This is a genomic window from uncultured Thermanaerothrix sp. (assembly GCF_938028735.1).
Taxonomy (GTDB): Bacteria; Chloroflexota; Anaerolineae; order Anaerolineales; family Anaerolineaceae; genus Thermanaerothrix.
The window spans coordinates 70,274-84,492 of record NZ_CALIMF010000014.1; the positions used below are offsets into that span (position 1 = coordinate 70,274).

The following is a 14,219-nucleotide window of genomic DNA, read 5'->3' on the forward strand; positions in this document are numbered from 1 at the left end:
ATAAAAAGCAAAGGCCTCTTTTGCCTTTGCATAAACCTACCTAGTCGGGGCGCCCGGATTTGAACCGGGGACCTCTGCGACCCGAACGCAGCGCTCTAGCCGGGCTGAGCCACGCCCCGTCAACTGCCCATGATTATAGTCGTAAACCTCAAAAAGCGCAATCTCCTAAAGCAAGATTTTGCGGAATTTTCTTGCTTCCCAAAATTACCCCAACAACAAAACTCGTTATGTAAAAACCAAAGTTAGGAATCATCTGTATTGTCTGCCTGTAATTCGAACATAAGTGCTATAATAAAGGGGCCCTTTGAAATCCGGAGCACCGTTATAATAATAACATCCGCAAGTGAGAGGAGATCAAAAATATGCCACGCAAACCCGTTCCCCCGGCTCAGCCGCTTCCCAGCCACCCCGATCGCAACCCAGGCATGGATGATGCTAAGCGGGCTGTTCTGGATAAGGCTCTCAGCGAGATCATTAAGCGCTATGGAGATGGCGCAATTATGCGTATGGGCGAAGCCCAACACTTAACAGTGGAAGTTATTCCAACGGGTTCCCTTTCACTGGATATCGCACTGGGTGTGGGAGGCATCCCCCGCGGACGCATTACCGAGATCTTTGGCCCTGAGGCATCAGGTAAAACCACTCTGTGCTTGCATCTGGTCGCCGAAACACAGCGCATGGGTGGAACGGCTGCATACATAGATATGGAACATGCTCTTGATCCTAGTTATGCCGCCCGCGTTGGTGTCAACATTGAAGATTTGCTCATTTCGCAGCCCGATACCGGCGAGCAAGCGCTAGAAATCGCAGAGACGCTTGTACGGTCAGGGGCAGTGGATCTAGTAGTGATTGACTCAGTCGCTGCATTGGTGCCGCGCTCAGAAATCGAAGGGGACATGGGAGACGCAACAATGGGTATGCAAGCGCGTCTGATGTCTCAGGCCCTACGCAAACTCTCTGGTGCGATCAACCAAACTAAGACAGCGGTAGTCTTCACTAATCAATTACGTCAAAAAATTGGGGTCATGTTTGGCAACCCTGAAACCACACCTGGCGGCCTGGCCCTGAAATTCTATGCTTCTGTCCGCCTGGACATTCGGAGAATTCAATCCATCAAAGTGGGGGCTGAAGTCATCGGCAATCGTGTTCGCGCCCGGGTAGTCAAAAATAAAGTAGCTCCGCCCTTCCGCACTGCTGAGTTTGACATTATGTACAACGAAGGCATTTCCAAATACGGTGATATCCTTGATTTGGCCACCGAGTATGGCATCATCCAAAAGCGGGGAGCTTTCTATTCCTACGGTGACATGCGTATAGGTCAGGGACGCGAAAATGCTAAAGAGTTTCTGCGCCAGAACGGCGAACTGTGCAACGAAATCGAGGTGGCGATTCGTCAGCGGGCTTTGAGTGGAGAAATCCCTCTCTCCCTAGCCGGAGGCGCAGCAGAAGAAGCCGATCTTGAAGAGTTGTAAAAAACGCTTCCTCTCCCAGTAGCGCCATGAAACGCCTCCGCCGAACTCGGTCACCCTTTTCCTGGCTGCCCAGGTTCGGCTATATTGGATTAATGGTATTGGGTGGGTTACTGGTGGGGTGCTCGGGATTTGCCCCCCAGCGGTCTGTTCTGGACTACACCCTTTCTCCACCGTTTATTCCACCCTCTGCCCCACCCCCTCTGCCTCAGGCAGAAACCACCCCTGCGCATGTCCCTTCTCCCACCAGCATGTGCCAAAACAACCTGTCCTTTGTTAGTGATCTCACCATCCCTGATGGAAGTTCTGTCCCCACTGGGGCAATCCTAGACAAACGGTGGGAGGTCATCAATAGCGGAAACTGTGACTGGGACGAACGATATCGCTTACGCCTCATTGCCGGTTCGCTCTTGGGTGCCAACAGTCCTGAACAAGCCCTCTACCCAGCCCGCAGTGGTACCCACGCTATTTTGCGCATCCTTTTTCAGGCTCCTGCCGAGGAGGGCCGCTATCGGAGCGCCTGGCAGGCATTTGATCCGAATGATTTTCCCTTTGGTGACCCGGTCTTTATTGAAATTGAGGTGATTTCACCAACCTCAACCCCATAAAACATCTGCACCTGATCTGGTATCAGGTGCAGATACTAAAAACTTCCAGCGCCCAAGGCTTAAGTGCCTTCTTCCCATGAATTCAAGTAAGCCAGTTGCTGAGGGGTAAGGGTATCAATCTCAACCCCCATGGCTGCCAGTTTCAAGCGAGCAATCTCTCGATCAATTTCCTCAGGCACGCTATAAACCTTGCGCTCCATCTTATCTGCTTGTTTAACGAGGTACTCTAGGCTTAATGCCTGATTAGCAAAGGACATATCCATCACGCTAGCAGGATGGCCTTCCGCCGCCGCCAGGTTGATTAAACGCCCTTCACCTAAAAGAAAGATGGATCGGCCATCCTTCAGTTCATACTGCTCCACAAATGGGCGCACCAAGCGCTTACTGACTGCCATTTCTTCCAGCGCAGGAATGTTGATTTCAACATTGAAGTGGCCTGAATTTGCCAAAATAGCCCCGTCCTTCATCACTTCCAAATGATGGCGGTCAATCACGTTGATATCCCCAGTAACCGTACAGAAGATATCCCCGATCCTGGCGGCTTCAAGCATCGGCATCACGCGATATCCGTCCATTACCGCCTCAAGCGCTTTGAGCGGATCCACTTCAGTTACAATAACATTGGCCCCCATCCCACGCGCTCGCATCGCCAGACCACGGCCGCACCAACCATAGCCTGCCACCACAAAGTTCTTACCGGCCAAAAGCACATTAGTGGCACGGATGATTCCGTCAATGGTAGATTGCCCCGTACCATAGCGATTATCGAATAAGTGCTTGGTCATTGCATCGTTGACCGCAATAATCGGGTAAGCCAAAGCCCCATCTGCAGCCATCGCCCTTAAACGGATAACCCCTGTTGTCGTCTCTTCTGTTCCACCGATGATATTTTCTAGCAGATCACGCCGCTCTTTGTGAAGGGTGCTGACTAGATCTGCCCCATCGTCCATTGTCAAGTGGGGCTTATGGTCCAACGCCGCATGAATATGTTTGTAATAAACAACATTGTCCTCACCCTTGATTGCAAAAACTGGGATTTCATAATGAGTGACCAGACAAGCAGCTACATCATCTTGGGTTGAGAGGGGATTCGAGGCGGTAAGCACAACATCTGCTCCCCCAGCCTGAAGGGTGTGCATCAGGTTGGCCGTCTCGGTTGTCACGTGCAGGCAGGCTGAAATGCGCAATCCCTTGAAGGGTTGCTCTTTAGCAAATCTTTCACGGATCAATCCCAGCACTGGCATTTCACGCGCCGCCCACTCAATACGACGGCGACCTCCTTCAGCCAGTTTCAAGTCTTTGACATCGTACTTGATCATTTAATCCTCCGAGAAGATGTTGATAGAATCCTCAAGCAATATACTCAGCGCTCCACAATCACCAAAATTCTGGTGATAGCGCTGCACAAATTCCTCGCGAGTGAAGACATGACTCTGAGGACCCTTCTGTTCCAGGCAATAGGCAGCCGCTAAGGCTCCCATTTGACCACATGTTACCCAGTCTAACCCTAATTGTAGTCCGCGGATAAAACCAGCGCGAAAAGCATCTCCAACACCGGTTGGATCCGCAATGTGCCGAGGGCTTACTGCCCGAATACGGAGCTCCTGACCCTCAGTGTAGATAATTGCTCCTTTTGCCCCCAACGTCACCACCACCAAAGGAACTTGATTACAAATGGACGCTGCACTCAAACCGGTATGTTTCTGAAGCAATTCAAATTCATATTCATTGACAAAAAGGCCAAAGGCCCCCTCCACACCCCGGCGCAGTTCCTCTCCACTAACGCGCACAACTTGCTGGCTCGGATCGTAAATATAGCGCCATCCCATGGCTTTGCATTCTGCCACATACCGATCCATTGCTACCGGGTCATTAGGAGAAATGATCACTAGTTCCGGCTGATCATCCCTCAGTTCATTAAGGCTTAAATCACGCGCAAAAGTCATGGCGCCAGGATAGAATGAACAAATCTGATTGTTATCTAGATCAGTGTTGGCGAAGAAAGAGGCAGTGAAAACCCCAGGTACAACCCGAATGTAACGCGTATCCACCCCAACTGATTCTAAAAATTGACGATACTCCCCAAAGTCCTCACCCACAGTACCAAAAACAATTGGCCGCGCGCCCAAAAGTGCCATTGTGTAAGCAATATTCGTGGCTACCCCTCCGCGCTGACGCACCATCGAATCAACGAGGAAGGAAAGGCTAAGGGACTCCAGATGCTCAGGTACTATATGCTCACGAAAGTGACCGGGAAAGGTCATCAAATAGTCATACGCAATAGAGCCGGTACAAATGGTTTTCATCGCAATGATTGATTACCCTTAGCGTAGAATTGCCCACCATATGAGGCGTGCCAATTATACCATCGAGACCAGTTGTTCAATTGTGTGTTTTTCGCTCGCCCGGCTCCATCCTACAGGACTTGCGCAGATACATAGAAGGGGTAAAATCCAGACACTTGAAAAACTTACCATTAGGGAGAGAGACTATGATCACCATCTATCGCAGCCGAGAAGGGGTTCTTGAGACAGTTCCAGAGATTATAAGCGGATGTTGGATCAATGTCGTAGATCCAACCTCAGATGAAATTGAGCGGCTGATCTGTGAGGGGATTCCGCAGGATTTTTTAACTTACCCTCTCGACCTGGACGAGCGCTCCCGTACCGAACGTGAAGACGATGGTAAAATGCTTATCCTTTTACGTATCCCTTACTTTCAGAGTCAAATGGTAGACGTGCCCTATATCACAATTCCATTGGGCATCATTCTTACCGATCAGTTTATTGTCACCGTGTGCCGTTACCCCAATGAAGTTATCAATGAATTTACTTCAGGGCGCGTTCGCCATCTCTCGACTGCTAAACGCATTCGTTTTGTCCTTCGCATCCTTCTCAGTACGGCCAATCTCTATCTGTCTTACCTTCGTGAGATTAATCGTACTGTAGAATCCGTCGAGGACCAACTCCAACTCTCTATGCAAAACCGCGAAGTCATGGAACTCCTAAAGTATCAGAAGAGCCTCGTCTACTTTACCACCGCCCTAAGATCCAATGAACTCCTCCTTGAACGGCTCCAACGCGCCCAACTATTTCGTATGTACCCCGACGATGAGGATCTCCTTGAGGATGTAATCACCGAAAACCAGCAAGCCATTGAAATGGCAAATATTTCAAGCACCATTCTTACCAATATGATGGATGCTTTTGCCTCTATCATCTCCAACAACCTCAATGTGGTAATGAAATTCCTTACTTCAGTGACCATCTTGCTCAATGTCCCCGTCATTATTACAGGCTTTTATGGCATGAACGTTGATTTACCGCTTCAAGAGTTATCTTTTGCTTGGCAAATCATTCTGCTCATCTGCATCAGCCTAGTGGCGGTCACCGCGATTTATTTCACCCGCCGACGATGGTTCTAAACTGTTGCTTTCTACACCTTCAACCTAATGCCATATGATGATAACAGTTGGGTTGAAATTTCGTTTGGGAAAACCCTACTCTTTCGTTTGTTCATTGGTCTATTCATGCCTAGCAGATCTTCCAAATCGCGGAAGGCCCTCTCGCAACTCATACAGGCCAGATTATTAGTACGCTGGTCCGCCTTGGTCTCCAGAACAAGAAAAAATAATGACCGCCATATGTGGGATTCTGGCGGCCAAGCAACCGGATAACCCGTGCCTGTGGGCGGAACGGGACTCGAACCCACGACCTCCTCCTTGTAAGGGAGGCGCTCTAACCTACTGAGCTATCCGCCCGTGTAATCTTTATTATAACTTAACCTGCGCGAATTGTGACGCTAACCATCACTTAGATCGGCAATGTAGTCACCCACTAATGCCTCAAAATAATCTTGCAAAGGGCGCAGATAATTGACTTCCCACCAACCTATCATGGCCTTTGCGCTCTCTACTTTTACGCCGTGATGCCAAACTCGAAACAAACTTCCGGTACAGGTGGGCTCAATTCGGATTTCGATACTCGAATCAGCCGACACCGGTTCATCCTGAACCTGCCAGCTCTGTGTAATGTGGTTATAAGGAACGATACGATGTAATCTTCCCCAAACCCTCCCATCCAGTGCCCAAAATGATCCCCCTTCTTTAGCCTCAATCCGGGCGGGTTTATGGGTGAATTGAGCGTGTTCAAAGCTATCCAGCCACGCCCGGTAGATCCTCTCTGGATAAACCGGGATTTCTATATCAATCTCAATTGTGCCAAACATCACTTCACCATCCTTTTGTGACCTCTAAAGATATAACCCCGCTAAGGTGCACTTGCTACTGCTGAGTGGCAACCGGGAGTGAGAAAAAAAACGTGCTTCCACGATTAATCTCACTTTCCGCCCAAATCCGCCCACCGTGAGCCTCAACCGTGTGACGCGCGATCGAGAGCCCCAGCCCCGTTCCACCCCCTGACCGTGACTGGTCTGCCTTGTAAAAACGCTCAAAAATCCGCGGTAAGGCCTCAGAACTGATACCGACCCCAGTATCCTTCACGCTAAAAATCACCTCGCTTTCACCCATTTGAGCCGCCAGATCAATACGCCCACCTGGCGGTGTGAATTTAATAGCATTATGCAGCAAATTTATCAGCACTTGCTCAATCCGTTCGCGATCAGCCAGTACCATGGGCAATGTAGAATCTGCATGCACGTCCAACGTCAAACCAACCCGCTCGGCTTGCAAGCGCATTCGCGAAGCAGCACTTTCGAGCAGACTGAGAGGTGAAACTGGCTGGCGATTAAGCGGAACTTTACCCGACTCAATGCGTGAAAGTTCCAACAACTCACGCACCAGTTGGGTCATGTTGTCAATTTCTTTGTCCATCTGTTCCAAAAATCGCCGCGCCATGAGCGGGTCTTCCAAGGCTCCCTCTTGCAATGTCTCCGTAAGCGCCTTTAAGGTAGCCAAAGGGGTGCGTAATTCATGAGAAACATTGCTAATAAAATCACGACGCACCGTTTCCAACCGTCTAACTCGTGTTAAGTCCTGAATCACCAGCAAGACATTTCCCTTGAGCGCTCCTCCCAGAGGCGTAGCAATTGCCTGTACAAACAGACGATTAGGGGTCATCTCCAGTGTGGTAGTGTACTGACGGTTGTTGCTTAGGGCTTTGCGCCAGAGTTCAACCAACTGGTGGTGACGCACCACCTCAATCAACGATTTTGCCTCACCGCCTTCAGGCGGAGTGCCAAACAGACGTTCGGCCGCCGGATTGGTCAAATGCACCTTTCCCTCAGCGTCAACAATGATCACACCATCGGTCATGTATTCTAGCACTGCATCAAACTGCACTCGCTCTGCTGCTAAAGCCTCGATTTGAGAGCGCAATTCACCAGCCATGTCCGAAAATGCTCGAGCCAGATGACCTATCTCATCCTCGCGAGACTGGATCAGTGCTAGAGAAGTCCCATTATGTGACAGTTGAGTAATGCTTTCTGTTAGTTGTCGCAAAGGAAGAACAACCAACCGAGAAACCAGCAAGGCCATGCTCCCTGCGAGTAGAACCGCCGCTAGGCCGACAAGGATCAGGTGGAAGGTCAATTGGTTCAGGATTTGGTCCGAAATGGTTGTTAATATGGCTACACGAAGAATGCCATAGATTTGTCCATTATCCTGGCTTATCAAAGGAAGCGTTACCATCATCAAGCGTTCTGACGCATCGCGCACGAAAGAGAACTCAGCAGAATGGAGCACACCCTCAGGTAAGGCAACCGAGCGCGCCAATTTAAGTCTTTGCAAATGCCACATCGCCCCCCAACCCTCGGCCTCCAACTCGCCCTGAGGAGTATAGATCGCCGCCCAGGCATTCGCAGCGCGGGCAAACGCCAGCAACTCCTCGCGAATCTCAGCCATCTGGTTTGTCTGACGCAAGGACTCCAGATGATTTCCAAGAATTTGCGCCTCTGCTAATAAATGACTTTTCTGTTGCTCCAGATACTGATGTTCAAAAGAAATCCGCATAATAATCAGTACACCGGTCACCACCAGAATAGACCAGCACACAAAAGGCCACGCAATGCGCCAAGTCAAAGAAGCGCGCATGCATCTATCCCTCAAAACGGTAACCCGCCCCACGCACAGTCACGATTCGTCGCGGCTTGGCCGGTTCAGGTTCGATTTTCTCCCGCAGCCAGCGAATATGAACATCCACTGTGCGCGAATCACCAATATACTCCCAACCCCAAACCCGCTCCAGAATCTGCTCACGAGTGAGCACTTGTCCTCGATGTTGTGCTAAATAAAGCAAAAGTTCATACTCTTTAGGTTTCAGAGGAAGAGGATTACCATTCAACAAAACCTCACGCCGCCCAATATTAATCAATAGATTACCATATTGGAGGCTCGGCGGTTGGCTCTCGCTTCGGGTATGACCACCTCCCACTTCCTCGCGCACCATACGCACCCGGCGTAATAGGGCCTTGACACGTGCCAGTAACTCGCGCATTGAAAAGGGTTTAGTCAGGTAATCATCTGCACCCACTTCAAGTCCTACCACGCGATCTATTTCATCATCGCGTGCTGTGAGCATCAGCACTGGGGTTGTCATCTCCTGGCGCAAAATACGGCAGACCTCAAATCCATCCATCCCCGGTAGCATAATATCTAAGATGATCAAATCTGGTCGCGAGCGCCGCGCCACATTCAAAGCAGCAGGGCCATCACTGGCCACTTCTACCTCATACCCTTGGCGCCGCAGATTATAAGCCAGCGCCTCCTGCAAAGTGGTTTCATCCTCAACGATCAAGATTTTTTCACCCATGCCCTGTCACCTCCTCGAAAATGCTCATCATACGCCATGCCATTTGATCACGCCGAAAATTGACTTCTATACATTTACGTCCCGCTGCTCCCATGCGCCAAGCTAGGTCTTTGTTTTCTACCAGTCGCAGAACTGCATCCGCCAAAGCCCGAGGATTGCCCGGGGGAACCACTATACCTGCCCCCGCTTCCTCTACGACTTGCCGAATAACCCCGTCAATAGCAAGGATCACAGGCCGCCCTGCTGCCATATAATCGAACACTTTGTTAGGATAAGTTGTCTTGTAGGCTTCTAGAGGCTTCAAAATCGCAATACAGGCGTCAGCCGCAGCCAGAACCCGAGGCATCTCACGTTTCGAGAACGGGGGTAAGAAGATTAAGTTTTCCAATCCCCGGGTCTGTGCATCACGCACCAGCCCGGGTTTTTCCTTCCCATCCCCTACCAGCACAAAACGGATTGAGGGATAGCCCTTAAGCAACTCAGCGGCATCTAACACAACCCCCAAATCGTTGGAAAGACCATGGGCCCCCGCGTAGAGAACCACAAAGGCGTCTTGCAACCCATACCGCTTGCGGAAGTCGTCGCCCCGGGAGTGCGGATCGAACATCCGAGGATCGGCCCCATTGGGAACCAATTCGACCCACCTAGCCCCACGAGTTCGCACATGATCAATGAACCCTGGCGAATTGACAATCACTCGTTTAGCGCGACGGTAGAGGAATCGCTCCAATCTCTCAGAGGCCCAAATTAGGAGAGGCTGACGCAAAACCCCCACGGCTATCGCAAATTCTGGCCACAGATCACGCACCTCAAACACAAATGGCACCCGCCTAAGAAACGCTAGTAACCACGCAGTCAGGGCTTGAAATATTGGGGGAGAGGTTCCCCATATTACGTCAACCTTAGGTACCCCCAAGCCAACCCAGAATGAGGAAAGCATGAAGCTTATAAACGCAAGCGTCCGATGGAAGAAGCTGCGATGAAACGCCGGATAAGTGTAACATCGCAAGATCGTCAGACCAGGTTCAATGACCTTACAACTGACCCATTTCTTCGCCTCAGAATTAGGCTTACCACTTAAATAATTGAGCGAACTAGCAACAACGGTTACCCGATGCCCGTGGGCAACCAAATATCGGGCCATCTCTTCATGGCGGGTACCGCCAGCTTCATCCAGAGAAGCATAGGCTTGATGGATTAACAAGATATGCATCAGCCTAATTTTAACCAATCCCCCCTATCCTTGCATCCCCACCTCAATATCTGTCACAAGTTTTAATGGTGCGCATCCGCGCCATGAAAGCAGGAATGAAAGGGCAGGCACTCGGACGAGATAAGTGGGCGAGTACCACCCCAGGAGATCAAACTTTCCCTCAGGACCAGCCACCACACTGCCCTGGCAAACCAGCCGTTGAGCAAACGCCTGAATCCGACCTTCGTCGGCTTCCCACGTCACCCTCAAGTGCACTTGCTTCTTTAACTCCGGGTACACTACCCACAACCTTGGACCATCCCATTGCCACTCCCCCATGCGAATCAACCAATGCAGGTCAAAACAATGCACTTGATCGCCTTTTTTATTAACGGGGATTACCTCATCAATAACCTGCCAGTGCTTGCCTCCCAGCCAGGAGAGCGTTCGTCGGTGAATAAGCCCAAGTGCGCGATAACCGTCATGTTCCGCCACCCATCTCTGATCTGGCTTACAACGCTCAGGTAGGAAGCGAACTGTTGCTTTGTTGTCCCACAGAAACCGTCCCAGACGCTCTAATTGATCTCGTTCATCTACTCTAAGGGTATTATGCACTAAAGTCTTCGCTAGACCATTATCCCAAGGCGAGGAAAGATTGTAAGCATACGTCCCAGGATCGAGAAGGAGATTTGTTCCCTCATCCCATAGATCCACATGAAGATAATCTGCATGAGCCACCCGCCCCTGGCACATTCCCCCGTACAATAAGGCCCATGTCGCCTCACCCCGGGGCTTCAAAATTCCTGGGAAAAAGCATTTGTGAGAGATAAGGTTTGTGCCCCGGGATTGCGCTCCTAACCAAAGACCCAATTCGTCCCACATTCCCACTGGAAGATACCGACTACGCAAAAAGACCTCCCCTGCTGCCTGCAACGTAGGGCGATAGTCCAAAATATCGTGGCTACCAAAGGGCAATACATTACTTCCGTCGTTGTGCCCGTAATTCGGAACCGTCCCCGAAACCTCATCCATCCGCGCCCATAACCAACAAACCGCCTTAGCCAATCGCTCCAGGGTTGGTGGTGGTAAATCGCGCCTTTCAATTCTGGCTGCCCGAGCGAATAAGAGTGCCAAGTGAAGCATCAGGCGGTGGTAATTCAGGCTATTTTGAGCATAACATCCCTCCGCTGAAATTTGATGCTGGAAGCCTCGGTTTAACCAATACCATCCCATCTCCCGCCATTTGGGGGCTTCAGGCCATTTGGGCAGCATAACCCCCGCCAAATACAAGCCCAGAGCCTCACTGAGCAGGTGATTATTGTCCTGAGCCTGTGCATAAATCAGAGTGGGTGGGATTCGGCGTGCATGCTCAAGGATGGCGAGCGTCAATTGGTGTTGGAACTCCACCTTAAAAAAAACGGAGGTCTTAAAAACCTGCAACGCAAATAACAGTGCGGGAATGCGCAAAGCAACTTCCTGACCGGAAGCCCAGTTAGGGCCAAAGCCAACGGGATTAGCGCCTAAAAAGTGATCAAGATAACGCTGGCAGGCCTGAGCATAATTTTCGTCCTCACTCAAAATGTAGGCGCGCCCCAGGATAAAGACCCATCCCAGACGAGCAGCTTCCCAGTATTCTTTGATATCTTTGCCCCCTACAGTACTTCCATACCGATCCCACGGTTCTAATGGCTGCGGAGGATCTAAGATCAACGGTGCAGGTGTACCCCCAAAAGGACGATACTTCCCCTGTACAATTTCATCGGCTAGTGCTATTGCCTGAGCCGATTCATCCGGCCCCAAAATTGCTCTTAGATGCTGAGGAGTTGGAACCTCAAACAAAGTTCCTTGCACGGATGGCACCTCAGCCAAATCCACACTTCGAGAGTGTGTTGCCCGCCGCCACCACCCCATTGCCAACCCGATCCGATAGGCTGTATAAAGTGTCACCCGGGTTGGTCCAAGGGTTTTGAGAATCTTCGAGGCTTTTGTCAACCAGGTCACGGGGTAAGCGCGGCTTTTCTTTATAAAATCTCAATCGGGCGTTGGGTTCTCAGGGCTTCCCGAGCAGCCAAACTTGCTTTGGCTACCCCGATAATTTGCTCGTATGGAATAGGGGGAGCGCCTATCGTTGTAATAGCGTTGATAAACGCTTCCAACAAGCGACGATGTCCCTTATCCTGACGTAACCAGTGACGGAAAGTTCGACGATGGCCGTTTGCAACCAGGTGGAGTTCCCGAAAATCCTCCAATACAGCCACTTTCCCTTCGCCAAAGACCTCCACACGCTCTTTGGGATAACTTTTATCCCCATTCGCCAAATAAGAAACAATCCCCATCGAGCCATCTGGGAACTCCAAGACCAGGGTCGCATTGTCTTCACAATATATACCACGGTCGGGCAAAGCCTTGCCCGATACCCTTATCGGCACCGCCCCGACTAGGTACACCAAGAAATCTATAAAATGACACCCCTCACCCACAATGCGTCCACCCCCTTGTAGAGGGTCATGTAACCAGTGAGTTAATGGCAAATAACCGGCATTGACTTGGTAATAAACATACAGGGGCTGAGCGCGGTGCTCAAAGAAGGCCTTTAGCCGCTGGGCCAAGGGAGCAAAACGACGGTTGAAACCTACTGTCAACAAAGGTAGTTCTTCATTTTGGAGCAACGCTTCTATCCGCTCAATTTCATCCCAGTGAATTGCCAGCGGTTTTTCACAAAACACGTGTTTTCTTGATGTTAGAGCGCTCTCAACCTGTCGAGCGTGATGTTGATGACGAGTCAGGATTGCCACAGCGTTGATAGTGGCATCGTTCCAGATCTCGCCCTCATCCGAACCCGCATAAGCGAAACCGAACTTTTCGGCCGCGTGCCGTGCGTGCAGGCCATTTGCCGAAACAATTCCGACTTTTTCTACCCCCGTCAAAGACTTCAAATTCGGCAGAAACATGGCGGTAGCGTAATTGCCGGCCCCTAAAACCCCCAACCGTACTTTTGCTCCGGACGATGGAACCATAGTTGACCGGGGGAGGGCAACCCGTCTGCTAGGTGATCGAACCTCCGTTTGGGGATAAGTGATCAATACGCCCAGGCTTGGAGGGGCTTTCTTAGCCGCAATCAATGCGTAGGCTTGTTCGGCTGCTTCGATAGGAAATCGGTGGGTAATGAGCGGCTTTACTGTAATGCGCCCTTCGCCAATCAATTGAGCCACTGCCTCCATGTTGCGCCCCTCGGTCCAACGCACATACCCATATGGATAATCCCATCCTTTTTCCTCATAGTTAGGATCATATCGTCCCGGCCCATAAGAGCGCGAGACGATAAAAGAGAGTTCCTTTTCATAGTAAAGTTTGCGCGGTAATTCCAGCCCCACTGCCCCTATGACTACCACACGTCCTCGATCACGCGCCAGCCTCCCCGCCAAAACAACCGGATCATTCGCAGGAGTATCGGCGCATATGATCACTGCATCACACCCTCGCCCTTGGGTAAACGCATTCGTGAAAGACTCGGCTTCTGAGCGCAAGGTTGCCTGAACCCCCAGAGAGCTAGCTTTTTCGACCCGCCAGGGATCAATATCAATACCGACCGCCTCACAACCACTCGCCTTGGCTAATTGCAGTGTTAGAAGGCCCAAGACCCCTAGTCCAATAACAGCCACATATTCCCCAATCTGCGGTTTAGCCAGACGGAAACCGTGGAGTGCGATTGCACCAAGGGTAACAAAGGCCCCGCTTTCAAAATCCACACTCTTAGGGAGAGGGGTTACCAACAAACGCGGCACGACCACGTACTCGGCATGAACGGCATAGCCTCCTCCAGCGCACGCTACCGGATCACCCGGGTGGAGATCTTTGACTCCTTCACCCACCTGTTCAACAATCCCGGCTGAAGAATAACCAAGAGCAATGGGCTGATTCAGCCGGTTAAGCGCTGCTTCTATTGCCGTGAGCACTCCTTCGCGACGTGCCTTTTCCCACACTTGACGCACCAGGTCCGGGCGAGATTGTGCCTTGCCCAAAAGGCTCTTCTCGGCAAACGAAACGACCATCCGCTCGGTACCCACCGAAACCAGGGAAGCCACATTACGTACCAGAACCGTGCCAGGTCCCGGAACAGGCACTGGAGCATCCACCACCAGCGTGCGTCCACTACGTAGATCTTTGAGTACCTGCTTCATAG

At 50.9% G+C, this 14,219-nt stretch carries 11 protein-coding genes and 2 tRNA genes; 3 read left to right on the top strand and 10 right to left on the bottom strand.

Annotated elements, in window-relative coordinates; translation table 11 throughout:
* Positions 1-44 precede the first annotated feature (44 nt).
* Positions 45-119 (bottom strand) — tRNA-Pro (locus tag Q0721_RS08035).
* Between the two features lie 306 nt (positions 120-425).
* Between Q0721_RS08035 and recA the strand changes: the two genes are divergently transcribed.
* Positions 426-1,472 carry a recombinase RecA gene (gene recA / locus Q0721_RS08040; RefSeq protein ID WP_366519206.1) on the top strand — a complete coding sequence of 349 codons (1,047 nt, stop codon included), beginning with the start codon at positions 426-428 and terminating at the stop codon, positions 1,470-1,472.
* 26 nt (positions 1,473-1,498) lie between these two features.
* Complete coding sequence (locus tag Q0721_RS08045; protein WP_299028012.1) at positions 1,499-2,077, top strand: NBR1-Ig-like domain-containing protein; 579 nt, start codon at positions 1,499-1,501, stop codon at positions 2,075-2,077.
* 59 nt (positions 2,078-2,136) lie between these two features.
* On the opposite strand, the gene ahcY is transcribed toward Q0721_RS08045, so the two are convergent.
* Together ahcY and Q0721_RS08055 are read right to left on the bottom strand one after the other, a co-directional pair.
* On the bottom strand, positions 2,137-3,396 hold the full coding sequence (ahcY, locus tag Q0721_RS08050; RefSeq protein WP_299028014.1) for an adenosylhomocysteinase: 1,260 nt from the start codon (positions 3,394-3,396) through the stop codon (positions 2,137-2,139).
* A complete protein-coding gene (locus Q0721_RS08055) occupies positions 3,397-4,383 on the bottom strand; it encodes a carbohydrate kinase family protein (RefSeq protein ID WP_299028017.1) in 987 nt (328 codons plus the stop codon).
* A gap of 185 nt (positions 4,384-4,568) precedes the next feature.
* Between Q0721_RS08055 and Q0721_RS08060 the strand changes: the two genes are divergently transcribed.
* Positions 4,569-5,501 (top strand): magnesium transporter CorA family protein, encoded by a 933-nt coding sequence (locus Q0721_RS08060; RefSeq protein ID WP_299028020.1) that lies wholly within the window; start codon positions 4,569-4,571, stop codon positions 5,499-5,501.
* A 262-nt stretch (positions 5,502-5,763) separates the two neighbouring features.
* Here Q0721_RS08060 and Q0721_RS08065 read toward each other — a convergent pair.
* The 7 genes from Q0721_RS08065 to Q0721_RS08095 form a co-directional block, all read right to left on the bottom strand.
* Positions 5,764-5,837 (bottom strand) — tRNA-Val (locus Q0721_RS08065).
* Positions 5,838-5,878: 41 nt separating this feature from the next.
* A complete protein-coding gene (locus Q0721_RS08070; protein WP_299028023.1) occupies positions 5,879-6,304 on the bottom strand; it encodes an SRPBCC domain-containing protein in 426 nt (141 codons plus the stop codon).
* A 55-nt stretch (positions 6,305-6,359) separates the two neighbouring features.
* Positions 6,360-8,126, bottom strand: a complete 1,767-nt coding sequence (locus Q0721_RS08075; RefSeq protein WP_299028026.1) for an ATP-binding protein — start codon at positions 8,124-8,126, stop codon at positions 6,360-6,362.
* A 4-nt stretch (positions 8,127-8,130) separates the two neighbouring features.
* The gene (locus Q0721_RS08080; RefSeq protein WP_299028031.1) at positions 8,131-8,844 is read right to left on the bottom strand and encodes a response regulator transcription factor; all 714 of its coding nucleotides are present in this window, start codon (positions 8,842-8,844) and stop codon (positions 8,131-8,133) included.
* Entirely contained in the window at positions 8,837-10,075 is a 1,239-nt protein-coding gene (locus Q0721_RS08085) for a glycosyltransferase family 4 protein (protein WP_299028034.1), read from the bottom strand. The genes Q0721_RS08080 and Q0721_RS08085 overlap by 8 nt, the downstream gene beginning before the upstream one ends.
* 6 nt (positions 10,076-10,081) lie before the next feature.
* Complete coding sequence (locus Q0721_RS08090) at positions 10,082-12,037, bottom strand: alginate lyase family protein (RefSeq protein ID WP_299028037.1); 1,956 nt, start codon at positions 12,035-12,037, stop codon at positions 10,082-10,084.
* Positions 12,038-12,057: 20 nt separating this feature from the next.
* A complete protein-coding gene (locus Q0721_RS08095) occupies positions 12,058-14,217 on the bottom strand; it encodes a bi-domain-containing oxidoreductase (protein WP_299028040.1) in 2,160 nt (719 codons plus the stop codon).
* Positions 14,218-14,219 lie beyond the last annotated feature (2 nt).

Coding starts and splice junctions, on each gene's coding strand:
- recA (WP_366519206.1), top strand. CDS start 426: ATGGATGATGCTAAGCGGGCTGTTCTGGATAAGGCTCTCAGCGAGATC.
- Q0721_RS08045 (WP_299028012.1), top strand. CDS start 1,499: ATGAAACGCCTCCGCCGAACTCGGTCACCCTTTTCCTGGCTGCCCAGG.
- ahcY (WP_299028014.1), bottom strand. CDS start 3,396: ATGATCAAGTACGATGTCAAAGACTTGAAACTGGCTGAAGGAGGTCGC.
- Q0721_RS08055 (WP_299028017.1), bottom strand. CDS start 4,383: ATGAAAACCATTTGTACCGGCTCTATTGCGTATGACTATTTGATGACC.
- Q0721_RS08060 (WP_299028020.1), top strand. CDS start 4,569: ATGATCACCATCTATCGCAGCCGAGAAGGGGTTCTTGAGACAGTTCCA.
- Q0721_RS08070 (WP_299028023.1), bottom strand. CDS start 6,304: ATGTTTGGCACAATTGAGATTGATATAGAAATCCCGGTTTATCCAGAG.
- Q0721_RS08075 (WP_299028026.1), bottom strand. CDS start 8,126: ATGCGCGCTTCTTTGACTTGGCGCATTGCGTGGCCTTTTGTGTGCTGG.
- Q0721_RS08080 (WP_299028031.1), bottom strand. CDS start 8,844: ATGGGTGAAAAAATCTTGATCGTTGAGGATGAAACCACTTTGCAGGAG.
- Q0721_RS08095 (WP_299028040.1), bottom strand. CDS start 14,217: ATGAAGCAGGTACTCAAAGATCTACGTAGTGGACGCACGCTGGTGGTG.